Consider the following 17,302-nt stretch of genomic DNA (forward strand, 5'->3'; position numbering starts at 1 on the left):
GTTATAGTCGCGGGAAAACTTTTTCCATAAAAATAAAAATAGAATTTATTTCTTCATCATCGAACGGAAGATATTTTTTTATCTTCTCACGATCCGCATTTACTTTTAATTTAACTTCATTCAGCTTAAGACCTTGGCACTTGTTGTCCATGATTACATTGCGCATCGCTTTATATCCTTGATAAACAGTACTTCGTATCTTATTCTGTGTGTACACATTGTACGTATCGTACTGATCCGTGTCGTACTCTATTCCATCTATATCTAATTGCATTGGTAATCACCACCGTTCTTGATTGATTGGTTCCTTCTTCTTTTGATTAGGTAGCCTGTCATGCTCCTCGTTGTGGCACGTGTTGCAAAGACACTCAAGGTTGTTCAAGGTAAGCGCAAGATAAGGAAACTCTTTCACATACTTTATATGATGCACACAGTCAGCCTTACGATACTTACGCTTCTTCTTACATCGTTGGCATTCAAAATTGTCGCGGACAAGAGCCACCTGTCTAAGCTCTAACCATTCACGAGACTTATAGAACTTAATGAGCTGATTGGTCTGGATTAGCTTATATAGTTTTGGTGTCATGTGCATATGTGTTCACCCCATAATAAAAACGCACCATACAATTGTATAGAGTGCGTTCAGTTTATATAACGACCACATGACTGGTCCGCATCGTTGAGAGGCGTTCATGGGTACTATTCATTTTAAAATCCGCAGTTATAAAACCAGGTAACTTCTGCGGTGTCGCTCGTCAACGACTTGTTTTTGTTCTCCTCTTTCTCATTCGTTCTACCCGTAGGCGAGGATACACTATGCTATACATAGCGCTGGCAATTAATTAATAAAAGACCCTTGCGCCAACAAAGTTCTCAAAAACACTTTGTTAATAAAGCCAACCTAATCAGAGTAATAGGACTCGAACCTATAGCCTTTCGCTCCCAAAGCGAACGCTCCACCAAATTGAGCTATACCATGTAAACAGTACCAGAAAAGCAAAAGATAGAAGTTATCATTCAATTTATTTGGTTATCTTCACTTTCCTGATACTATCATCATACATTAGAAACCGACATTAAAAGTCGCACGAAAGTTGCACTACTTTTTAAAACCTAGCTGTTCAGCTATTTCTTTAATGATTGCATCCCGATGTCTAATAGCCGTTGACCTTTCCATAAATGATTGTGCTGCGATGTATTCCCACTTATGTTTATGGTTCGACCAATAGCGCAACTGAATCATCGTCTTATCACTTTCTGAAATCTTGCAGATTATACTTTCAATAGCACTTACAACCTTACTCATCCTATTAATTTGTTTATCCATTTCAAGTATTGTTGCTTGTTTTTCAACGGGATTACTTACACAACTGCCAGAGGAACCACCAGTATTATCATCTCGATACTCACGAAATATAGAACCTGTGATGACATTAGAACGCAAATCTTCCAGTTCCTTCTTCGTCTCATGATAATGTCTTAACTCGTCCTCGATATACTGAAATTGTGCTTTGGTTAGTCGTTTGCTCATTTGTCATCACCTACCATTCGTTGTACAAGAATCATGTATAGCATAACGACAACCGTTTCATTGAAATTAAGTTCGCCCGAATGATATTTAAACGCGACCATCATTCCTAATATAATAAAACTGACATTAAATAAAAACGATATAATCAATCTCATTCACTCAACCCCTTCATAATCTTCTAATATCCGTTCAATCTTTTTCGGATTTAGTTGCGTTAGTCTGCTAATCTTCTTCATGTCATACCCAAGTCTTTGCAACTTCTTGATATGTCTGTATCGCTTTAGACCATTCATATTCTCATGATCGATGAATATTCCATTTTCTGATTTCCATTCACTAAGCTGCGCTTTGGTAACGCCCCACCTATTCGCTATTTCACTATCTGTATGGAAGTTTAATAATTTTTTATATTCCGAATAATAATGTCCTTTTAGATTTGTCATATTAACCACTCACTTCTGGTTTGATTGGGTCGTCATCTGTCATAGCGCCTTTAAATAAACATTCTCCACACGTTACACATTTTCTTGACAGTAAAGTTCCATCACCCGATTTCGTCAATAATATATCTGGTTGATTGCAATTAGTGGTTTTCTTGAACCACTTAAACGTTCGGAGTTTTTTTGTATCGATTAATATTCCTTTAATCGAAGAAATGCAGTCGCTATGTTCGTATTTATAAAACAAACTATCTTCTTTTCTATTCTTAATCATCCCCATTGCTTCATCGAATGTTATTTCTTTGTAGTTTTCCATTTATTTATCCTCCCTTTCATTCGATTTAATAATATTGAAATTGTTAGCAGTAACATAATGACCTATATCACCCAGTGCAACCACATATGTTTTATAGAATAATATTCTTTTAATCGCTACAATCTCGCCATATTTAACACAACTATATTTAACTTTCACAAAAACTTTATCGCCTATGTTCATTTATTCATCCTCCTCATTCAAAATATCCGCATATTTCTTAAGTTCTTTATAAGACACCCCAGCGATCACAGCCATAATTATCGTTGCAATAACCCAGACCGAAATTGCACAAATCATAAGAAACAATGTGAATGAGTTATGCCAAATCAATTGAGCTACAACGCTGATACCTGGTACTAACAGACTGATAAGCCAAAATATCACAATCCCCACAACTATTTTAGTTACAGATTCTGCTTCTCGCTTTGTTTTTTCCTTCTCAGACCATCCCATTACTTCTCACCCTCCATCCACTCAATTAAATCATTCAAGTAAAACTGTGCTTTCTTCAAATCTTCAATACCATTTTTATGCTCATATCGCGTGATGTATTTCATGATGTTGCCAACTGCATAACTTGGATAATCTTTTACTTTAGCTTTGATATAATCCAATGTTTCGATACCGCCTGTATTATAATGGCTTGGATTATTTACTGTGTCGTTGGCTTTGTATTTTATGATTTTATAAGCGTTGAAATAACTACAAGTCGCATAAGTGATTTTATTCCCTTCTTTTTTTATGCATGTTTCATTTCCATAAATATCCCATAAGTTAGATGCAGTAGGTTTGTCCCCAGCGAATGCCCAAGTTACACCTTCCTTCTCCAACTCAACCATCAGCGCATCATAATCTTCTTGCGTTTCCGTGTGATATATTTTCATTTTTGGTTCCTCCTTTTTACGTTCAGTCGCCGTAATACTTATTTTGTTGAGATGTCCCATCGCTTCTTTTGTAGTTATCATATAAACTTTCGACGGATTATCTTTTTTTAACTTTTCAAGAAGTTCACCTAGTAAATCTTCTTGACTTTCAATTAATTCTTTATTTGTCATTGATCGTGAATGATATACATGTTCTTGTGGGAATGGTTCTTTATTCAACGGTTGTTCCTCCTTGTATTGTTTTAATTTTAAATAATTATATTTAGTTGGGTTTGTCATAAATTGTTTTAGCGGGTTATCTTCTGCCATCTTTTCAATAAATTCTTTCCGCTACGTATTCACGAGCGGAAAGAAAATTAGGTGGTTTCGGAAACATACCATCAGTAACTGATTTCGGACGAACAACACCACCATACGCCATTTTATTTGGTTTACTCTTGATCGGATTTGGTCTGCTACCTTTTGGCGGTATGTTCTTTTCTTCGCTGCCACTATTAGGTATGTGTGTTAAATAAATAACAATTAGAGAAGTTAAAATACCACCAAGAGCTATTCCTAAAACAAACATCATTATTAAATCCAATTCTGTCACTCTATCCCCTCCACAATCCTAACCGCATCCTCAACACTCCGAGCTACTCCACAGAGTGCTTGCTGTTTACTCATAGCATCCTGAAATTTAACCTGTTCCGGTCTCAATCTACCTTTTTCATTCTTCACTTCAATAAAGAATATTTTGCCGTCTGATTTTCGGAATCCGAATAGATCCGTAAAACCAGGTGGAAGCCCTGTGTCAAAAAAACGTCCGTTTTGCATTCTTACCTTTCCAACGTTACTTCTGAACACATAATGACCTAATTTTCCCAATTCACGCCGTATTGCATTTTGAATATCTATTTCTGCTGTCATTTTATACCTCCTATATATATTTATTATTCTTTTTGGGACAGTTGGGACAAGATAAGAGTTAAATATAGAAAGTAGTATAGGAAAATAAAAATAGTAAAGGTTTATGAAAAACGGGTCAAACCTGCCCAACATGTCCCGTTTTAAAAATTGAAGTTCATTTGTGAGTATTCATCATTTAGTTTTATACCTTGATACAGACGAACTGACCCACTTTTTTTCTTCTCAAACTTCAATCCCATTTCCCGACCGAACTTTGTAGAACTCATAACATATTGACCGTTATCTTTCGCCCATTCTCGATAGGTATCATATAATGTCTTTGATTTTATTTTATTTTCTATATCTACGTCGCAACAATCCTCAATAAATGCCGTAATAACATCCATTTCTGACTTATATTCATTACTTGCGCGTTCTACTGCTGTTGGTAATTTCAACCCTTCTCGTTGCCATTTTAAGCATCCTTCCACAGCCCAATTTAATATCCCTGTGAGTTCGCTTTTTAGTTTGTATTTCAGTTGTTTATCTACTTTATGATCTGGTATCTTCACTGTGAAAGGAATCAGATGCAACCTTCTCCATATACCATCATCACGACCGCGAATTATAGGCTTATGATTCGTTGCCATCCAAATTTTAAATTCCGGAGTGAACTCAAATTCATCTTTGTACAGATGCCTTGCGGTTACCTTGTCGCCACCTGTGAGCTGTTTTATCAAACCTTCATCTAAACGTACGCCTTCGTTTGGTTCTGTTGTTGTAACGAAGCGTGCAGCATGTAGACGGGCAATATCACTATTCGCACCACTTGATTGTTGTTTCACCATGATTGTTTGTGGTTGAATATTAGTAGAATAACTGCCGAATACATCATTAATAATATCCAAAAACACACTTTTACCATTACGACCATTCCCAAACAAGATAAACATTACCTGTTCACTCGTACTCCCTGTGAGAGAGTAACCAACAGCTTTTTGTACATAGTCGATTAATTCCTTGTCATTGTCGAAAATATCAAGCAAGAAGCTATTCCATAATGGCGCATCGATTTTATCGGTGTATTCAATGTGACTAATCTTTGTGAACATTTTTGAACGGTCATGCGCATTCAATTTGCCACTTTTCAAGTCAATGTAGCCATTTTGAGTATTAAAAAAGTGTTTATTTACATCGAATTGTTCTGGCAGCACCGGCATTAAATGCTCGGCTTCTTTTAACATGTTTGTCTTTCCTCGATTACCCCGAGTTGCTTTCAAATGCTTCACAAACGCTTTTTCAATGTCGGACTCTGATTCCATGTAGGCGAAATCTTTTTTCATGTTTTGAATCACACGATCGGCCAATGTTTTAATAGCACCTGTGTTATCAAACATCCAGATTTTCGAATTATAGTAATACCATCCCTTATTGACATATGAGTAACGGACCATATTATTATATTCATCTCTAAAACGTTCTGCGTTGCCAGTGTCATCAAAACTATATGCTTTTTTAGCTTTACCGTTATCTAATATTTTAATCTCATAATCATCAATGGAATTACCAGGTGCATACACATCACTTGTGTTTTGAATAGCGATATTTAATACTTTCTCTCCATACAATGAAGCTCCGCGTTTTTGGTCCCATTTAGATCGCATCAAGCCGGAGGAACGAAAAATTTCATCCATCTTTTCATAGTCGGCGCCTGTCCAAAAAGCAAGCATATTAGCAAAAGCAAGGTCTGCCTCTGACTGCGAAGGGTACAGTCCATCCCACATGCCATCGTATAGTGTTTTAAACTGTGAACCCTGCTTACTTTGCATAGCTCTTTGAATAATTTCATTAGAAGGTAAGTCCACATGGCTCATTTCGGAATGGTTGACAATAGGCGCATCATTCACACCAATATATTTCGCGTGTAAGTATTGAATACCTGTGGAACCATCGTTTATTTTAGTGAAGTTATTGATTACATTGCCTGTCATAACGAAAAATCGACCATCATTGTACATTTCTACATTATTCTTTCTTCGCCCACCATCTGGAAACTTTCCTTTAGAAATGATGTGAATACCAGTGCCACTAACGGAATACTCCGTATAACTCGCTAGTGTGTGAATAAATTCAGCAACAATATTTTCTTGGTCGCCTAATAAATAATCTTCGATTTCGTCTGCTATATCATCAATATCTACACCGAAATACGGGGCTTTAAAGTAAAAACCTAACCCATCGAACCCATAATCTTCTAAAGAAGCAAGGGCGGTCGTAAAATCCGCCCATGTGCTTTCATCGTTACTTTTACCATGTTTACCTGTATTGGCATCCATTGGCATTTTTTTATACTTTTGTCGCTCTTCATCCCAAAGCAGTTTGTAAGCGCACCATTGTTTTAACTGTTTTAATTCATCTGGTATTCTTTCGAACATTTCCGCACGCTCCTAACTTTTAAAATGGAAGATCATCATCTGTAATATTAAATGGTTGATTGTCTTGCTGCGCGATATCTTTTGCTTTGAATTGATGATTAGATGGACCAGGAATTTTCGATTCAGCCCAACTTTTCACATTAAGATTGTTGTATGTCTTACCATTGTATTCTGATGTTTCGTTTTTCACGGACACGAGGCATGTTTTCAATGCAAAATCTTCTAATACCTCCGTCAATGAGTTATATTCTTTACCATTTGCCAAACCTACCGCTTTACCAATGGTGTTAATGGATTTCGCATTGTATTGGTTATCCTTTTTTGACTTCCAAATACTATGGAAAATATGCGCGTTTTTAAATTTTTGATTAATATCATTACGAATAATTAAATCCACATTGATATACTCCGCACCGCTCTGTGTCGCATCTTCTGTCGCGTGATTAATAATTACTTCATAAATCCCATCTTCTACTTGACCGCCAAAAACATCTTCTGTATCTAATTTGAATACCATTTTTACATTCCTACTTTCGTTTTTTATTTGATAAATCCTAATAATTTACCTTGATGGTATGCCCATCCTCGTTTATAATTCCTACTTTTTGCTAATTCGTATAACTCGCCCATATTTTTGCAATCCCCCGGCTCTCTGTAGTCAAGGGTGAACGATGTTTCGTTTACTTCTTGTAACTCGGCTAATTCATCCACTTCAACCGCCTTCACCTCAACCTTAAACTCCGCCCCGCAATGCTCACACCGCTTTGCCGTCTGGCTCACGGTCATAAAACATTCTTTGCATATTTTCACAGGTGCTTCGGCTTTCGTTGCGTTACTGCCCTTACGAGGCGTTAGCGACCACGTGCGTTCCATGTCTGGTAAACCAAACCGTGTTACATTTCCGACGTGATCTATAATGATGGACGTTTTACCAGGTCTATAACGCATTCCTCGCATGGACTGTTGAATGTACAGCGATAATGACTGCGTAGGTCGCAACATAATCACAGTAGAGCAATCTGGCACATCGAATCCCTCGCCTATAAGATCAAGATTGCAAAGGACCTTTATTTCGCCTTCACGGAATCGTTTGATGATGTCATCACGAATCGCTTTAGGTGTCTTGCCGTCAATATGTGCCGACGAAATGCCTACAGCATTAAAACTCGCTGCCATTTTCTCGCTTTGATAAATGGAACTGGCGTACAATATTGCTTGCTCTCCAGGTGCTAATTTTTGATAATGTCGTATAACATCGCCCCAGACCATTCGAGCGTTGAACTGGTCGTCTAGTCCACTCATATCAAACTCACCTGTACGCTTGATGTTTAATGTATCTGTTTGAACGATTTCGGGTGCATAGTATTTGTAAGGTGAAAGAAAATTATTTTCTATGAGCCATTTGGCGGTTACTTTTTCGATTAGTGTGTCGTTGATATCGCCTAACCCGCCCCCGTTGAGTCTGACAGGTGTTGCAGTGAATCCGACCACTAGAGCTGTCGAGAAGTGAGCTATAATCTTTTTATAGCTGCTCGCTAGGACGTGATGGCTTTCATCAATGATTATCAAGGAAGGCTCCACCGTTTTATCTAAGCGCCTGACGATTGTTTGGACCATGCCGAGTGTGACGAAATCCATATCCACATCGTTCGATTGCAGTGTGTTACGAATTTGATCTATTAATTCTTTTCTGTGGACCAGGAACAGCACGTTATTTTTATTATGTGTTGTTCTACGGATGATTTCGGATAGGATGACCGACTTACCAGCGCCTAACCACAAGGAGCTACAACACATGGTGTTCTATATCCTTGCACAAACGCCTCCTTTACATCATTGATAATTTCGGATTGATATGCTCTAAGCTTTAGCATCCACATCACCACTACTAAATAAATCTTCCTGCAAACAAAACTCACGATCATCTATCTGGTTCTTTGCGAATACTGCATCAGATGGTGTTAATGTAAAACCGCGTTTCCCTGTTTTAAGTGATACAGACAACCTCGCAACCTGCAAACATAAACCCATAACATTCGTCAAAATTGGCTTTCTAATCTGTGGATAGGACCTATTAAATATCTGTCCCGCTTCCGTTTGCCATTCGTCCGACACTTCCCACGCTGTGATTAAAATATTTTTACCAAACGTTTTCAAGTAACGTATTAAATCGAGTTCCCAAAACTGCAACTGCTGGTAATTTTGAATACCTGGTACACCATTATTATTTCCATTTTTCCCATACTCCGTGAGCATGGCGGTTTCTAACTCGGAAATATTATCAAGAACAATATTGTCGTAGCTGTCCAGATGATTCGTTTTTATTTCTTGAAGCAATTTAGGTAACCCCATTCTGTACCCGTGTTCTACAATAATAGGATCGTGCATATCCACAATATCAATGTTATCTTTACCTTTTAATACACTTGATGTCCCATCGATATCAATGACTAGCGTTCTACCCGGCATGAATCCAATTGTGGACGTTTTCCCTTTGCCTGGATCACCATAGATCAATCTAATTGCTGACGGTGTTGTTATCTCACTTGCTTTTTTTATATCCATATTTTCCTCCTATCTTATTCTCAACGATCTACCCTGATACAGTTCCGCGCCATCCACCTCAATACCTGCCTTTAAATCGACTAGAAGGGCTTTTTTATCGAGTTTTTTGGGCTGTTCGACTAAATATGCAATAAGCTTGCTTTCGTCCTCTACGCGTGCAGATGGCGGATTATTTTGTATTGCAATGGTGAGATGCTGCCCTTTGATTTTGTCCGTCCCGATTTTTTCTAATTCGGTTTGTAGATAACGTTTCAAGCCATCGACATTATTTTTAATAGTACTTTTACGATCAGCCATCCTTTTCATTTCTACATCAAAACCAGCAACTTCCGCTTCTAAACTTTTAATAACTTTCGCTAAATTTTCTGCTTTAATATCAATACTTTCTTTGATTGAATCTAAGGTGTCTTGCAATGTCTCTGCTTCTGTTTGTCCCGCCAAATCCAATACCTTCTGATAATTATTTCCCAGTTCATACAACTTCATTCGTCCGTCTCACCTCCTGAAACTTCTTATCTAACTGAATATACATATCAATCACTTCGTCATAGATAGAACAACCTTCTAGCGTTTTCTTATTTCTGCGTAGCCAGTTATACATACATGAAATGTCCTCATGCTCGTGCAAGCTAATCCCTTCACCGCGATAGATAACATCCATCCACATTTACACCACCAAATTTCTCAATATTCATTCTTTTTCCTCCCTAATGTCTGAAACCATCGTTCCAGTGTTCGTCTACAATTAACGGATTCTCAACTTCATTGTTCATTTTTAATCACCCGTTATTTACCGCGGTCTTTTCTAATACACACTGCACGTCCATGGTCCGCTTTCTTTCTTGAGTTGTATTCCTTAACCGGTAACCATTTTTCAAGCGCATAATTATACTTTTGCAAGACATAACTCATTTTCTCTCAACCTCGCTTTATGAAATGCTTTTTGACTCTCTTTTAACTTAACTGTGAGTGATTCTAAGTTGTGCATTAAATTGTCCAGATCGTTGTCGCTTTTAACAATTTTATTTGCTAATTGCTGCCCTGTTCTATTAACCGTTCTATTTATTTCTGACATAATAATTTGGCTTTCTGTCATTGACTTTAACCCCCAATCGTGCTAAATTATGCATGGTTTTTGTTTTATAAAGGCTCGTCTTTGAAGTTACAGCTTCGGGACGAGTATTATCACTTCCTTTCGTTAGGTGATAGGTGATTAGTACTGTGGTTAGGATGATGATTGTTAGTAGGGCTGTGAGTTGGATAATGTTTAACATGGATTATCGCCTCATTTCTGTTTAGTCTCTCAACATCAACCAAAATACAAATCCTAAAAATACGAGTGTTGCGCAAAATGCTATAACTTCGCCTGTGCTCAATTACTTAAACCTCCTTCTAAGCATTTTCCAACTCACTTTTTATTTTAGTAATCTCACTATTCACTTTTTTCCACACTAGCTTCAAATCGGAAAATGATTCGATGTCAGGCGCTACATTCGTTGCGTATTTTGCGTATGCTTCTAGTGCGGTCGGAACGTCCTTGTAATATCCGATGCTGTTCCAGTATTGTTCTTCTTTAGTTGGATCGTACTTTTCTGGTTCCGTTCTACGCTGCAATTTTATTTGAAGTGGGTCACTCCACAATCTGTATTCTTCGTTAATCTTGATTTTCATTTGTTCTCCTCCCCATCTACATCAGGAATCCAGATGCCTTTAGTAAATTTCATATGATTCTTATAACCTCGTATTTCATCTTCTGTCCAAAATTCTGAATGAGCACGTGAATCTCTATAAATAACCTCCGCATTCTCCCTCTCTTTCAAAGTTTTTTCGTATAGCCACAACGCGTTAGATAAATCCTGCCTTGTTATATTATCTCCATATCTAACTTTTTCCTTTAGTTTCTTGTATAGTTCGTTTTTATAAGTGTTATTCTGCGTCATCGTCTTGCGCCTCCTTTATTCTTTCTCTTTAAGTACCTTTAAGGTGTAGCTGTAATAGTCCCGAACGCTCCCATAACTATTTTCAGCGTCATGTTCCACATCTACCAAACACCAATAGCCTAGATTGTTGTATTGTTCAAGATAAGATGTCAACTCTACAAAATTGAGTTCTCGTTTTTCATCGATTTGTTCCAGCTTTTCCAATCCGTTCATTCCGCATCCTCCTCGCAATACCGTGCAATCCACTCCGCCGGCACACGGTTAGCTCTACCTGCCGAGTAAAACGCCCATTCTTTTTCAAGATCCGCAACGTCCTTATCGTTTTCTATGCCGTAAAACCGCGCTTTAGCTCTCCTCGCTTCCAAATCTTCGTTAATCGCCTTTTCTAGCTTTTTGTTAAATTTCATTCCGCCACCTCCAGCAATTCTTTATTTTCGTGAATATTCCCAACAATTTCACCTTCCAAATATGCTCCTTCACTAAAGAAATCGGATTGGTTGTCCTGCAAAGGTTCTTTAAATCCAAGCAGTTCGAATTTGTAGGTACCTTTAATGAGTCTGTAGTGTTTGCCTTTATAGCTCACAATATCGTCTTGACAATATTTTTGCTTGTTTTTGTCTTTTAAACCTGTGTACTGCATTAAATGCCAGTCTTTATGATTCTCGAAATATGGGACAACATCACCACCAGCCATAGCGTACCAAAGCGCTCCATCTTCATCGAAATTTAGACTGTCAACATGCATCATTTCCTTGTTCTGCTCGCAATAAATTCTATACTCAATCGGTCTCATGTTCGCGCTCCTCTCCTTTCCTGATAACTTCGTCAATACTAATAAGATATTTGCCTATTTGTTTTTCAACGCGTCCGATTGCATCATGTATGTTCCCATATTTCAGACATACATACGTCTGCCCAATTTCACGCTCACCCGTCACGCACTGGAATGTGTAAGTTATATGCCACTCAGTCATCACGCCTCACCCTCTCCTATATCTTGAAATGAGTAATACACATTTGCCGTGAACATTTGTGATTTTGATTTTACGACTCTATCAAGCGCCTTAGTTGCGCATGTTGAGCATAAATCTAAGCGTTTAACCCCAATGTTTCCGCCATATTTTCGATGGAAATTACCGTACTCGTCAAGATGTCCGATATTTAAAACTGCCACAGTCATCTTTGCTATTGGGAATCCGTTTTCCTCGCTCCTTCTGCAAGTATCGCACTCTACATGAGTAGTGATTGTTTCAGTCCTCAAGCGCTTCACCCTCCAATCTCTTCAACTTTGAAAAGTCGCTTGTCGCAAATGATGCAATACGTATATTTACTTTCCTTTGTAAACAACGTATCGTGAAAATGTGAATTATCTTTTTCCTGACCGTTAAAATTATGATGCCATTCTCCGCTGCCTGAAAATCGATTTTTAATGTAATAACCCTCGTCTGAATGACAATGTGGACACTCACTTATTGGCGCTTTTTGCTCGTTCATGCTTCATCATCCTTAACTGGCACGGCAACCGCCCACAATTTTTCGTTTATTTCTTTGATTTCTAATTCTGTATACTGTGTTTTAACGTCATCATCGTTCCCTTTATCTGCAAGGTCATATATACCAGAGCTGACTTCATAATTGAGATAACCACACTTATCATCAACGACTTTCACGTAATACAACGGCTCCTTTTCGACTGTGTAGCCGTCAAGTACTGCGCGTATAAGGTCTAGTTTATGCTTTATAACGTATTCAGTTGCCGCAGTAGAAAGTTTGTCCGTGAAAGCTATTAATTGGTTATGTGAAGAACCAAACTCGGCTGCACATATCATACGAATCATATCCACGTTGCAAGCGTCATATTTCCCTTCAAGATAAACGCGCTTCGTATCCCTATAAATTGTATCAAACCACTGTGGCACCACAACTAACGCTGGTGCAGGGACTACACTATCCATTCTAATTACGCGATTCAAGCCATTCATACTAACTTCTAAAGTTCGCTCATCAACGTCAAACCCTCGTATTTCTCCTGTAAATTGGACGGTATCGCCTGTTCTAAACTGTTGTGTCATGCTTGTTCCTCCTTCAAAACAGCTAGATTTAGTGATGCATTTGATAGCCCGTCTAACGCATTTGAAAGTTCGTCATGCATTTCCATGTAATCGAGCTGTTTATCTCCGTAATCTTTATCGCCTGCATCAACATCAATCAGTGTTACAATCGCGTTATATGCGGCTCTTATACGTTTTTTATACTTTTCATACTCCCTTTTTTCCATTTTTTCAGGCATTATTCTTCCTCCTTCAATTCTATAATTTCCAAATCGTCGTCCAACATGTTCGAGTCCAGCCAATCAGGCTCTCCACGGTCACCAGCGTAAAATTTCGCTTCTGCTTCCTCGGCTGACTCGGCTTGTATTTCGACGGTCATCAGTACTTTTTCCGTCCATTTCAACTTAAATATTGGCATCAGATTTCCACCTCTTTCTTAATCAATTTTAATAACCCTAAGCCCGTTCTTCTCGCTCGTCCGTCGCCTGTAAGCTCGTGAAGTGTAGAATAATATCGTTTCTCGCTTTACGTTCTTGAACGCAGCTAATTCGTCTACTGTGCCGATTTGTAGCAGTGTGTCGCCTTTGTATAAAGCGTATTCCATCACTCGCTCACCTCATCCTCAATCAAATGCTCCGTCGAAAACGTAAAGGCTTCGATTTCTGCGCGGGTGTAAGATGTTTGCCAATTGTCGCCATAATCGTATTTCTCACCATATGTTCGGGTTCCAGTTTTTCTATTAATTTTCAAGTAATTAAACGATTCATCACTAATCACGGGATCGCGCAAATACCACTTACGTTCCGGTTCGCGTTCGTCTAGCGGTGTTGCGGCGTATTCGAATAATAAGGCTCCTAGTGATTGTTTTTCAGCATCACTCAATTGTTCAAACCTTCCAAATGTTGTATCGATACCTACAACCTTATACACCTCTACAAAAGCGAGTGTACCTTTCCTGTTATTTATACTGAAACATGGTTCAGAAGCACCTCCAAAACCAATAGAATACCCAAGCTCCTCAACCGCTTGCTTAAATTCGCTTGTTTTCATTGTTTTCTCCTCCTAACAATCACCTTTTAAAGAATACGGAACGTTTGCAAATTCGATATACATACCATTTTCGGCTACGATTCTGATACAAATACTTTCTTCATACTCGTAAATAGCCTTTACTCTATACGCAATGCGTTTTTTCGAATCGCTAATGTCATACGTATTATGACCGACTGTAAAGGTTTTCGTTTGGCAATCATGCGTTGGCAAGTACACTGTTGCACTTCTTATAGTTCTTATGTTCATATTGCTATTTCCTCCAATTTCGGCTATAATAAAGCCAAGTTATTTTGTTAAATACCCTTTAGTCCACAATGCCATGTGGGCTATTTTTTGTTGTCTTGATAGCTTAGATACATGAATGGTGTGAACAGTAGAAGTACTAATATGGCTATAAACATGTTGTCATACCTCCTTATAAACAAACTTCTTAATCAACCATTCGTTTGCCTTCACAGCGTCAAAAGCCCAGTGTTCTTTTTTCTTTTTATCCCAGTTGCTGAACTCGCTTATTTCAGGATAATCATAGATATTTTCAAGCCACCAGCTATATGATCGTGGACTTGCATCCGCAAACTTCGCTAATGTCCACACGCCGTATACGACTGGGGATGTTAGTTTTTTGTTTTTTACTGGTCTTGCCATGGGCGGGCTCCTTTCTATAAGGAATCGAATATCATTCCTTGTTTTAGTGGTAGTAGTTTGATTTTCACCTTATTAGTTCTACATAAATAGCGACTTATACTTATGATGTCTGCCGGTTTTGGTTCATCCGCTTTTGACATTTCAAGATACATATCGTAAATCTTGCTCAATTCTTCACCTATTAATGGGTTATTAGTCATGATTACGATCCTTTCTTATTTCATAACATACATTTCGGAGGGTATGGTTTACTCGTCCTCAATCTGCTTTTGTAGTTCGATTGCTTGTTTGATTTTCTTGATACTTAATTCCAAAATTGTTTCTTTAGCGTCTTGAAACAGCAATAATTCTTCGCATTTGTTATTTTCAAAAACGTGAACTAAAACTTTTCCATTTGTATAATATTGTTCATAGTGGTTCACTGTTTCACTAAAGGCGATATTTTGACCGATATCAATCATTGACTCACCTTTCAAGAACTCACTAATGGTAACGTCATTAACTTTACTACGGTATCCATCTGTACCGTCCTCAAATGCCGCAATGCATTTTTTTGCTTCTTCTAATAGAGTTTCGATTTTCGTATATTTCTCCACTTATATTTCCTCCTCTAACGTATTTAAGTAGGGCACTCCATTTTTCGGTACCCCTTATTTGTGGTCGTTTAAAGCGACTACATCATTTTCAGAAAAAGCTTTCTTGGACAACGCCAAAGTTGTCCGTATTATAGACATCCTTATTTTTCAAAAACATATTCACGAAATATATTTGTCCTTTACCAGTAACCATTGTGGTGTAACGAGTTCTGTGTGAATTTGATTTTGAATCATAATACGAATTAAGTTGTAATTCGAAAAGTCCACGATCTAGCGCACGTTGATTTGGTAGGTTGCGTGTAGTACCGTTTTTGGATGAAAGATAACCATGCTCTCTTAACCATCTAAATAACCGATTTTGTCCAATATCAATTCCATGTTTTTTAAGAGTAGTGGCAAGAACTTTCACATTTACACTATCTTCTGCAACTTCAACCGCATTAGCGAAAATAACTTTTGGCCGCTGTTCTTCGATAATTGCGTATGCTTGTTGTTTTTCTTGATATTCTTCAATCCATTTTTGAGCTCTAGCAGCGGGGTCTTCAATCATGTATGAATCCATTGGGTATGCTTTGATGTGGTTTTCCATTTTGTTAAATTGCTGAACATAGAATGCGGTAAACTGAACACCTTTTTTACCATTCATTTTGTTTCCAATCATTTCGCAACCTTGTTTGGTGCAATCGAAGCTTGGACGAATTTCACCTTTGGCATCTTTATAGCTAGACTCAATGAAGAAATCAACGAATCCAACTTTGGCTTCGTTAAGATATTCGCAATATTGGCGAATGTCTCGCATTAATTTTGCATGTTCCTTTCCTACCTGCTTCGCAACTTCCACACTACTAATTGTTCTTTGTAATTCATTCATTGTTTTTTCCTCCTCGTAAGGTGCATTTATGCACCTTTGCTATCAAAAAAAATTTCTTTCGCTTCTTCCATTGTAAGTGGAATTGAAACCATCATATTTTTCATTTGTTCAATTGTAAAATCTTCGCCACCTCTTTCCATCTTCCTGTAGAACGTTGAACGATGTATTCCAATTTCTTCAGCAACAGTTTCTTGCGTTTTGTTTTTTTCAACTATAATTCCCTTAAGTTTAGAAACGTTCATTGTTATCACCTCCCTTTTTAAAAGGTGCATTATTGCTCCTTGAAGTAATAATAACACGACCCCATGAGTACGTCAACAAGTTTGTTGTTGCATTTTTGCACCATTGGTAGTAAACTATATACAAAGGCAGGTGTAATAAATGAGTATCGGTAGCAGAATTAAGGAACGTAGGCTTGAATTTAACATGAGTGCTGATAAATTAGGTAAACTAATCGGAGTAAATAAAACAACTATATATCGCTATGAAAAAGGGTTTATAAAAAAAATGCCTATAAAAGTAGCTCAAAGATTGTCTGAAGTACTAGATATTCCACCATATGAGTTTATGGAAATAGAAACACTAGACGAAATGGTAACTATGGAAAACTTAAAAACGTCTAAGTTCATTGATTTTATAGAAGATACAGGATTCGATGTCCAATTTAATGAAGATTATTCCGAATTTATTCTCTCATATAAAGGAGACAGTTGGAATGTACCTTTATCTGATATTGAATTTCTTTTTAATCAATACAAAAATAACACTTCACATATGTCAGCCCATTTGGATGCTGTTTTACTATCTGATTTACTTGGTAATTTTAATGAAACTCTCTCTACACATGTTATGAATTTGGCAGAGCTATCAAGCGACAATCGAAGAGCGGTTTACTTACACACGGAAGCACTATTAAAAGCACAGGAAAGAAAAGATACAATGAAGGAACAAATCATGACAATTGCAGCCCACATTGATGATGATGCAACAGAAGAAGACTTAGAAGAAATCCAAGATTTCATAAATAAGAAAAAAGAACTTCAAGCAAAAAAACAAAAGAAATAATATACGAGATGAATGAGGT

The 17,302-nt window shown here is 37.6% G+C and carries 36 protein-coding genes and 1 tRNA gene; 1 reads left to right on the plus strand and 36 read right to left on the minus strand.

The genetic code is table 11. The annotated features are described in order from the left end of the window. Position 1: 1 nt before the first annotated feature. From DUK53_RS14300 to DUK53_RS14465, 36 genes are all read right to left on the minus strand, one after another. Complete coding sequence (locus DUK53_RS14300) at positions 2 to 274, minus strand: hypothetical protein (RefSeq protein ID WP_124892864.1); 273 nt, start codon at positions 272 to 274, stop codon at positions 2 to 4. A 6-nt stretch (positions 275 to 280) separates the two neighbouring features. Then, positions 281 to 592 (minus strand): HNH endonuclease, encoded by a 312-nt coding sequence (locus DUK53_RS14305; protein ID WP_124892866.1) that lies wholly within the window; start codon positions 590 to 592, stop codon positions 281 to 283. Positions 593 to 905: 313 nt separating this feature from the next. Next, positions 906 to 979, minus strand: a tRNA-Pro gene (locus DUK53_RS14310). 120 nt (positions 980 to 1,099) lie between these two features. Then, positions 1,100 to 1,531: a DUF722 domain-containing protein gene (locus DUK53_RS14315; RefSeq protein ID WP_124892868.1), complete on the minus strand. Its 432-nt coding sequence runs from the start codon at positions 1,529 to 1,531 to the stop codon at positions 1,100 to 1,102. Next, entirely contained in the window at positions 1,528 to 1,686 is a 159-nt protein-coding gene (locus tag DUK53_RS17550) for a hypothetical protein (RefSeq protein WP_161564244.1), read from the minus strand. The genes DUK53_RS14315 and DUK53_RS17550 overlap by 4 nt, the downstream gene beginning before the upstream one ends. Further along, on the minus strand, positions 1,687 to 1,974 hold the full coding sequence (locus DUK53_RS14320; RefSeq protein ID WP_124892870.1) for a hypothetical protein: 288 nt from the start codon (positions 1,972 to 1,974) through the stop codon (positions 1,687 to 1,689). Position 1,975: 1 nt separating this feature from the next. After that, on the minus strand, positions 1,976 to 2,287 hold the full coding sequence (locus tag DUK53_RS14325) for a hypothetical protein (protein ID WP_124892872.1): 312 nt from the start codon (positions 2,285 to 2,287) through the stop codon (positions 1,976 to 1,978). Further along, positions 2,288 to 2,470 carry a hypothetical protein gene (locus DUK53_RS14330; protein WP_124892874.1) on the minus strand — a complete coding sequence of 61 codons (183 nt, stop codon included), beginning with the start codon at positions 2,468 to 2,470 and terminating at the stop codon, positions 2,288 to 2,290. Then, the gene (locus tag DUK53_RS14335; RefSeq protein ID WP_124892876.1) at positions 2,471 to 2,743 is read right to left on the minus strand and encodes a hypothetical protein; all 273 of its coding nucleotides are present in this window, start codon (positions 2,741 to 2,743) and stop codon (positions 2,471 to 2,473) included. Next, positions 2,743 to 3,174: a DUF3310 domain-containing protein gene (locus tag DUK53_RS14340; RefSeq protein WP_124892931.1), complete on the minus strand. Its 432-nt coding sequence runs from the start codon at positions 3,172 to 3,174 to the stop codon at positions 2,743 to 2,745. Before DUK53_RS14340 ends, DUK53_RS14335 begins: the two co-directional genes overlap by 1 nt. A gap of 313 nt (positions 3,175 to 3,487) precedes the next feature. After that, positions 3,488 to 3,766, minus strand: a complete 279-nt coding sequence (locus DUK53_RS14345) for a hypothetical protein (RefSeq protein WP_124892878.1) — start codon at positions 3,764 to 3,766, stop codon at positions 3,488 to 3,490. Then, positions 3,763 to 4,083, minus strand: coding sequence for a VRR-NUC domain-containing protein (locus DUK53_RS14350; RefSeq protein WP_124892880.1), 321 nt, complete (start codon positions 4,081 to 4,083; stop codon positions 3,763 to 3,765). Before DUK53_RS14350 ends, DUK53_RS14345 begins: the two co-directional genes overlap by 4 nt. A 140-nt stretch (positions 4,084 to 4,223) precedes the next feature. After that, positions 4,224 to 6,497, minus strand: a complete 2,274-nt coding sequence (locus DUK53_RS14355; protein ID WP_124892882.1) for a phage/plasmid primase, P4 family — start codon at positions 6,495 to 6,497, stop codon at positions 4,224 to 4,226. 19 nt (positions 6,498 to 6,516) lie between these two features. Beyond that, complete coding sequence (locus DUK53_RS14360) at positions 6,517 to 7,014, minus strand: DUF669 domain-containing protein (protein ID WP_124892884.1); 498 nt, start codon at positions 7,012 to 7,014, stop codon at positions 6,517 to 6,519. Between the two features lie 23 nt (positions 7,015 to 7,037). Next, positions 7,038 to 8,294: a DEAD/DEAH box helicase gene (locus DUK53_RS14365; protein ID WP_124892885.1), complete on the minus strand. Its 1,257-nt coding sequence runs from the start codon at positions 8,292 to 8,294 to the stop codon at positions 7,038 to 7,040. 63 nt (positions 8,295 to 8,357) lie between these two features. Further along, on the minus strand, positions 8,358 to 9,062 hold the full coding sequence (locus DUK53_RS14370; RefSeq protein ID WP_124892887.1) for an AAA family ATPase: 705 nt from the start codon (positions 9,060 to 9,062) through the stop codon (positions 8,358 to 8,360). 9 nt (positions 9,063 to 9,071) lie between these two features. Further along, positions 9,072 to 9,548: a siphovirus Gp157 family protein gene (locus DUK53_RS14375; protein ID WP_124892889.1), complete on the minus strand. Its 477-nt coding sequence runs from the start codon at positions 9,546 to 9,548 to the stop codon at positions 9,072 to 9,074. Beyond that, the gene (locus DUK53_RS14380; protein WP_124892891.1) at positions 9,535 to 9,723 is read right to left on the minus strand and encodes a hypothetical protein; all 189 of its coding nucleotides are present in this window, start codon (positions 9,721 to 9,723) and stop codon (positions 9,535 to 9,537) included. The genes DUK53_RS14375 and DUK53_RS14380 overlap by 14 nt, the downstream gene beginning before the upstream one ends. A 225-nt stretch (positions 9,724 to 9,948) precedes the next feature. Further along, positions 9,949 to 10,158 (minus strand): hypothetical protein, encoded by a 210-nt coding sequence (locus DUK53_RS14385; protein ID WP_124892893.1) that lies wholly within the window; start codon positions 10,156 to 10,158, stop codon positions 9,949 to 9,951. A gap of 296 nt (positions 10,159 to 10,454) precedes the next feature. Next, complete coding sequence (locus DUK53_RS14390; protein WP_059140829.1) at positions 10,455 to 10,733, minus strand: hypothetical protein; 279 nt, start codon at positions 10,731 to 10,733, stop codon at positions 10,455 to 10,457. Continuing rightward, positions 10,730 to 11,002, minus strand: a complete 273-nt coding sequence (locus DUK53_RS14395) for a hypothetical protein (RefSeq protein WP_124892895.1) — start codon at positions 11,000 to 11,002, stop codon at positions 10,730 to 10,732. Before DUK53_RS14395 ends, DUK53_RS14390 begins: the two co-directional genes overlap by 4 nt. Positions 11,003 to 11,017: 15 nt before the next feature. Beyond that, positions 11,018 to 11,215, minus strand: coding sequence for a hypothetical protein (locus tag DUK53_RS14400; RefSeq protein ID WP_103035046.1), 198 nt, complete (start codon positions 11,213 to 11,215; stop codon positions 11,018 to 11,020). Beyond that, on the minus strand, positions 11,212 to 11,409 hold the full coding sequence (locus DUK53_RS14405) for a hypothetical protein (protein ID WP_124892897.1): 198 nt from the start codon (positions 11,407 to 11,409) through the stop codon (positions 11,212 to 11,214). The genes DUK53_RS14400 and DUK53_RS14405 overlap by 4 nt, the downstream gene beginning before the upstream one ends. After that, positions 11,406 to 11,795 carry a YopX family protein gene (locus DUK53_RS14410; protein WP_124892899.1) on the minus strand — a complete coding sequence of 130 codons (390 nt, stop codon included), beginning with the start codon at positions 11,793 to 11,795 and terminating at the stop codon, positions 11,406 to 11,408. Before DUK53_RS14410 ends, DUK53_RS14405 begins: the two co-directional genes overlap by 4 nt. Then, the gene (locus tag DUK53_RS14415; RefSeq protein WP_036130098.1) at positions 11,782 to 11,976 is read right to left on the minus strand and encodes a hypothetical protein; all 195 of its coding nucleotides are present in this window, start codon (positions 11,974 to 11,976) and stop codon (positions 11,782 to 11,784) included. The genes DUK53_RS14410 and DUK53_RS14415 overlap by 14 nt, the downstream gene beginning before the upstream one ends. Positions 11,977 to 12,268: 292 nt before the next feature. Then, the gene (locus tag DUK53_RS14420; protein ID WP_036132359.1) at positions 12,269 to 12,496 is read right to left on the minus strand and encodes a hypothetical protein; all 228 of its coding nucleotides are present in this window, start codon (positions 12,494 to 12,496) and stop codon (positions 12,269 to 12,271) included. Then, positions 12,493 to 13,074: a DUF1642 domain-containing protein gene (locus tag DUK53_RS14425; RefSeq protein ID WP_124892901.1), complete on the minus strand. Its 582-nt coding sequence runs from the start codon at positions 13,072 to 13,074 to the stop codon at positions 12,493 to 12,495. The genes DUK53_RS14420 and DUK53_RS14425 overlap by 4 nt, the downstream gene beginning before the upstream one ends. Further along, complete coding sequence (locus tag DUK53_RS14430; protein WP_124892903.1) at positions 13,071 to 13,292, minus strand: hypothetical protein; 222 nt, start codon at positions 13,290 to 13,292, stop codon at positions 13,071 to 13,073. Before DUK53_RS14430 ends, DUK53_RS14425 begins: the two co-directional genes overlap by 4 nt. Further along, complete coding sequence (locus DUK53_RS14435; protein ID WP_124892905.1) at positions 13,292 to 13,471, minus strand: hypothetical protein; 180 nt, start codon at positions 13,469 to 13,471, stop codon at positions 13,292 to 13,294. The genes DUK53_RS14430 and DUK53_RS14435 overlap by 1 nt, the downstream gene beginning before the upstream one ends. A gap of 18 nt (positions 13,472 to 13,489) precedes the next feature. Next, positions 13,490 to 13,657 carry a hypothetical protein gene (locus DUK53_RS17735; protein ID WP_167333276.1) on the minus strand — a complete coding sequence of 56 codons (168 nt, stop codon included), beginning with the start codon at positions 13,655 to 13,657 and terminating at the stop codon, positions 13,490 to 13,492. Beyond that, positions 13,657 to 14,103 carry a hypothetical protein gene (locus DUK53_RS14440; RefSeq protein ID WP_124892907.1) on the minus strand — a complete coding sequence of 149 codons (447 nt, stop codon included), beginning with the start codon at positions 14,101 to 14,103 and terminating at the stop codon, positions 13,657 to 13,659. The genes DUK53_RS17735 and DUK53_RS14440 overlap by 1 nt, the downstream gene beginning before the upstream one ends. Positions 14,104 to 14,115: 12 nt before the next feature. Next, entirely contained in the window at positions 14,116 to 14,352 is a 237-nt protein-coding gene (locus DUK53_RS14445; RefSeq protein ID WP_124892909.1) for a hypothetical protein, read from the minus strand. Between the two features lie 159 nt (positions 14,353 to 14,511). Beyond that, on the minus strand, positions 14,512 to 14,751 hold the full coding sequence (locus DUK53_RS14450; protein WP_124892911.1) for a hypothetical protein: 240 nt from the start codon (positions 14,749 to 14,751) through the stop codon (positions 14,512 to 14,514). A 248-nt stretch (positions 14,752 to 14,999) separates the two neighbouring features. Further along, positions 15,000 to 15,347 (minus strand): polysaccharide deacetylase family protein, encoded by a 348-nt coding sequence (locus DUK53_RS14455; protein WP_124892913.1) that lies wholly within the window; start codon positions 15,345 to 15,347, stop codon positions 15,000 to 15,002. Positions 15,348 to 15,435: 88 nt separating this feature from the next. Further along, positions 15,436 to 16,218, minus strand: coding sequence for a phage regulatory protein/antirepressor Ant (locus tag DUK53_RS14460; protein WP_124892915.1), 783 nt, complete (start codon positions 16,216 to 16,218; stop codon positions 15,436 to 15,438). 26 nt (positions 16,219 to 16,244) lie between these two features. Continuing rightward, positions 16,245 to 16,460, minus strand: a complete 216-nt coding sequence (locus tag DUK53_RS14465) for a helix-turn-helix domain-containing protein (protein ID WP_036131723.1) — start codon at positions 16,458 to 16,460, stop codon at positions 16,245 to 16,247. 139 nt (positions 16,461 to 16,599) lie between these two features. Here DUK53_RS14465 and DUK53_RS14470 point away from each other — a divergent pair, with 139 nt between their 5' ends. Next, the gene (locus tag DUK53_RS14470) at positions 16,600 to 17,283 is read left to right on the plus strand and encodes a helix-turn-helix domain-containing protein (RefSeq protein WP_124892917.1); all 684 of its coding nucleotides are present in this window, start codon (positions 16,600 to 16,602) and stop codon (positions 17,281 to 17,283) included. Positions 17,284 to 17,302 lie beyond the last annotated feature (19 nt).

The sequence above is a fragment of the Listeria sp. SHR_NRA_18 genome, from assembly GCF_003856515.1.
Classification (GTDB): domain Bacteria; phylum Bacillota; class Bacilli; order Lactobacillales; family Listeriaceae; genus Listeria_A; species Listeria_A newyorkensis.

Coding starts and splice junctions, on each gene's coding strand:
- DUK53_RS14300 (WP_124892864.1), bottom strand. CDS start 274: ATGCAATTAGATATAGATGGAATAGAGTACGACACGGATCAGTACGAT.
- DUK53_RS14305 (WP_124892866.1), bottom strand. CDS start 592: ATGCACATGACACCAAAACTATATAAGCTAATCCAGACCAATCAGCTC.
- DUK53_RS14315 (WP_124892868.1), bottom strand. CDS start 1,531: ATGAGCAAACGACTAACCAAAGCACAATTTCAGTATATCGAGGACGAG.
- DUK53_RS17550 (WP_161564244.1), bottom strand. CDS start 1,686: ATGAGATTGATTATATCGTTTTTATTTAATGTCAGTTTTATTATATTA.
- DUK53_RS14320 (WP_124892870.1), bottom strand. CDS start 1,974: ATGACAAATCTAAAAGGACATTATTATTCGGAATATAAAAAATTATTA.
- DUK53_RS14325 (WP_124892872.1), bottom strand. CDS start 2,287: ATGGAAAACTACAAAGAAATAACATTCGATGAAGCAATGGGGATGATT.
- DUK53_RS14330 (WP_124892874.1), bottom strand. CDS start 2,470: ATGAACATAGGCGATAAAGTTTTTGTGAAAGTTAAATATAGTTGTGTT.
- DUK53_RS14335 (WP_124892876.1), bottom strand. CDS start 2,743: ATGGGATGGTCTGAGAAGGAAAAAACAAAGCGAGAAGCAGAATCTGTA.
- DUK53_RS14340 (WP_124892931.1), bottom strand. CDS start 3,174: ATGAAAATATATCACACGGAAACGCAAGAAGATTATGATGCGCTGATG.
- DUK53_RS14350 (WP_124892880.1), bottom strand. CDS start 4,083: ATGACAGCAGAAATAGATATTCAAAATGCAATACGGCGTGAATTGGGA.
- DUK53_RS14355 (WP_124892882.1), bottom strand. CDS start 6,497: ATGTTCGAAAGAATACCAGATGAATTAAAACAGTTAAAACAATGGTGC.
- DUK53_RS14360 (WP_124892884.1), bottom strand. CDS start 7,014: ATGGTATTCAAATTAGATACAGAAGATGTTTTTGGCGGTCAAGTAGAA.
- DUK53_RS14365 (WP_124892885.1), bottom strand. CDS start 8,294: ATGTGTTGTAGCTCCTTGTGGTTAGGCGCTGGTAAGTCGGTCATCCTA.
- DUK53_RS14370 (WP_124892887.1), bottom strand. CDS start 9,062: ATGGATATAAAAAAAGCAAGTGAGATAACAACACCGTCAGCAATTAGA.
- DUK53_RS14375 (WP_124892889.1), bottom strand. CDS start 9,548: ATGAAGTTGTATGAACTGGGAAATAATTATCAGAAGGTATTGGATTTG.
- DUK53_RS14380 (WP_124892891.1), bottom strand. CDS start 9,723: ATGGATGTTATCTATCGCGGTGAAGGGATTAGCTTGCACGAGCATGAG.
- DUK53_RS14385 (WP_124892893.1), bottom strand. CDS start 10,158: ATGACAGAAAGCCAAATTATTATGTCAGAAATAAATAGAACGGTTAAT.
- DUK53_RS14390 (WP_059140829.1), bottom strand. CDS start 10,733: ATGAAAATCAAGATTAACGAAGAATACAGATTGTGGAGTGACCCACTT.
- DUK53_RS14395 (WP_124892895.1), bottom strand. CDS start 11,002: ATGACGCAGAATAACACTTATAAAAACGAACTATACAAGAAACTAAAG.
- DUK53_RS14400 (WP_103035046.1), bottom strand. CDS start 11,215: ATGAACGGATTGGAAAAGCTGGAACAAATCGATGAAAAACGAGAACTC.
- DUK53_RS14405 (WP_124892897.1), bottom strand. CDS start 11,409: ATGAAATTTAACAAAAAGCTAGAAAAGGCGATTAACGAAGATTTGGAA.
- DUK53_RS14410 (WP_124892899.1), bottom strand. CDS start 11,795: ATGAGACCGATTGAGTATAGAATTTATTGCGAGCAGAACAAGGAAATG.
- DUK53_RS14415 (WP_036130098.1), bottom strand. CDS start 11,976: ATGACTGAGTGGCATATAACTTACACATTCCAGTGCGTGACGGGTGAG.
- DUK53_RS14420 (WP_036132359.1), bottom strand. CDS start 12,496: ATGAACGAGCAAAAAGCGCCAATAAGTGAGTGTCCACATTGTCATTCA.
- DUK53_RS14425 (WP_124892901.1), bottom strand. CDS start 13,074: ATGACACAACAGTTTAGAACAGGCGATACCGTCCAATTTACAGGAGAA.
- DUK53_RS14430 (WP_124892903.1), bottom strand. CDS start 13,292: ATGCCTGAAAAAATGGAAAAAAGGGAGTATGAAAAGTATAAAAAACGT.
- DUK53_RS14435 (WP_124892905.1), bottom strand. CDS start 13,471: ATGCCAATATTTAAGTTGAAATGGACGGAAAAAGTACTGATGACCGTC.
- DUK53_RS17735 (WP_167333276.1), bottom strand. CDS start 13,657: ATGGAATACGCTTTATACAAAGGCGACACACTGCTACAAATCGGCACA.
- DUK53_RS14440 (WP_124892907.1), bottom strand. CDS start 14,103: ATGAAAACAAGCGAATTTAAGCAAGCGGTTGAGGAGCTTGGGTATTCT.
- DUK53_RS14445 (WP_124892909.1), bottom strand. CDS start 14,352: ATGAACATAAGAACTATAAGAAGTGCAACAGTGTACTTGCCAACGCAT.
- DUK53_RS14450 (WP_124892911.1), bottom strand. CDS start 14,751: ATGGCAAGACCAGTAAAAAACAAAAAACTAACATCCCCAGTCGTATAC.
- DUK53_RS14460 (WP_124892915.1), bottom strand. CDS start 16,218: ATGAATGAATTACAAAGAACAATTAGTAGTGTGGAAGTTGCGAAGCAG.
- DUK53_RS14465 (WP_036131723.1), bottom strand. CDS start 16,460: ATGAACGTTTCTAAACTTAAGGGAATTATAGTTGAAAAAAACAAAACG.
- DUK53_RS14470 (WP_124892917.1), top strand. CDS start 16,600: ATGAGTATCGGTAGCAGAATTAAGGAACGTAGGCTTGAATTTAACATG.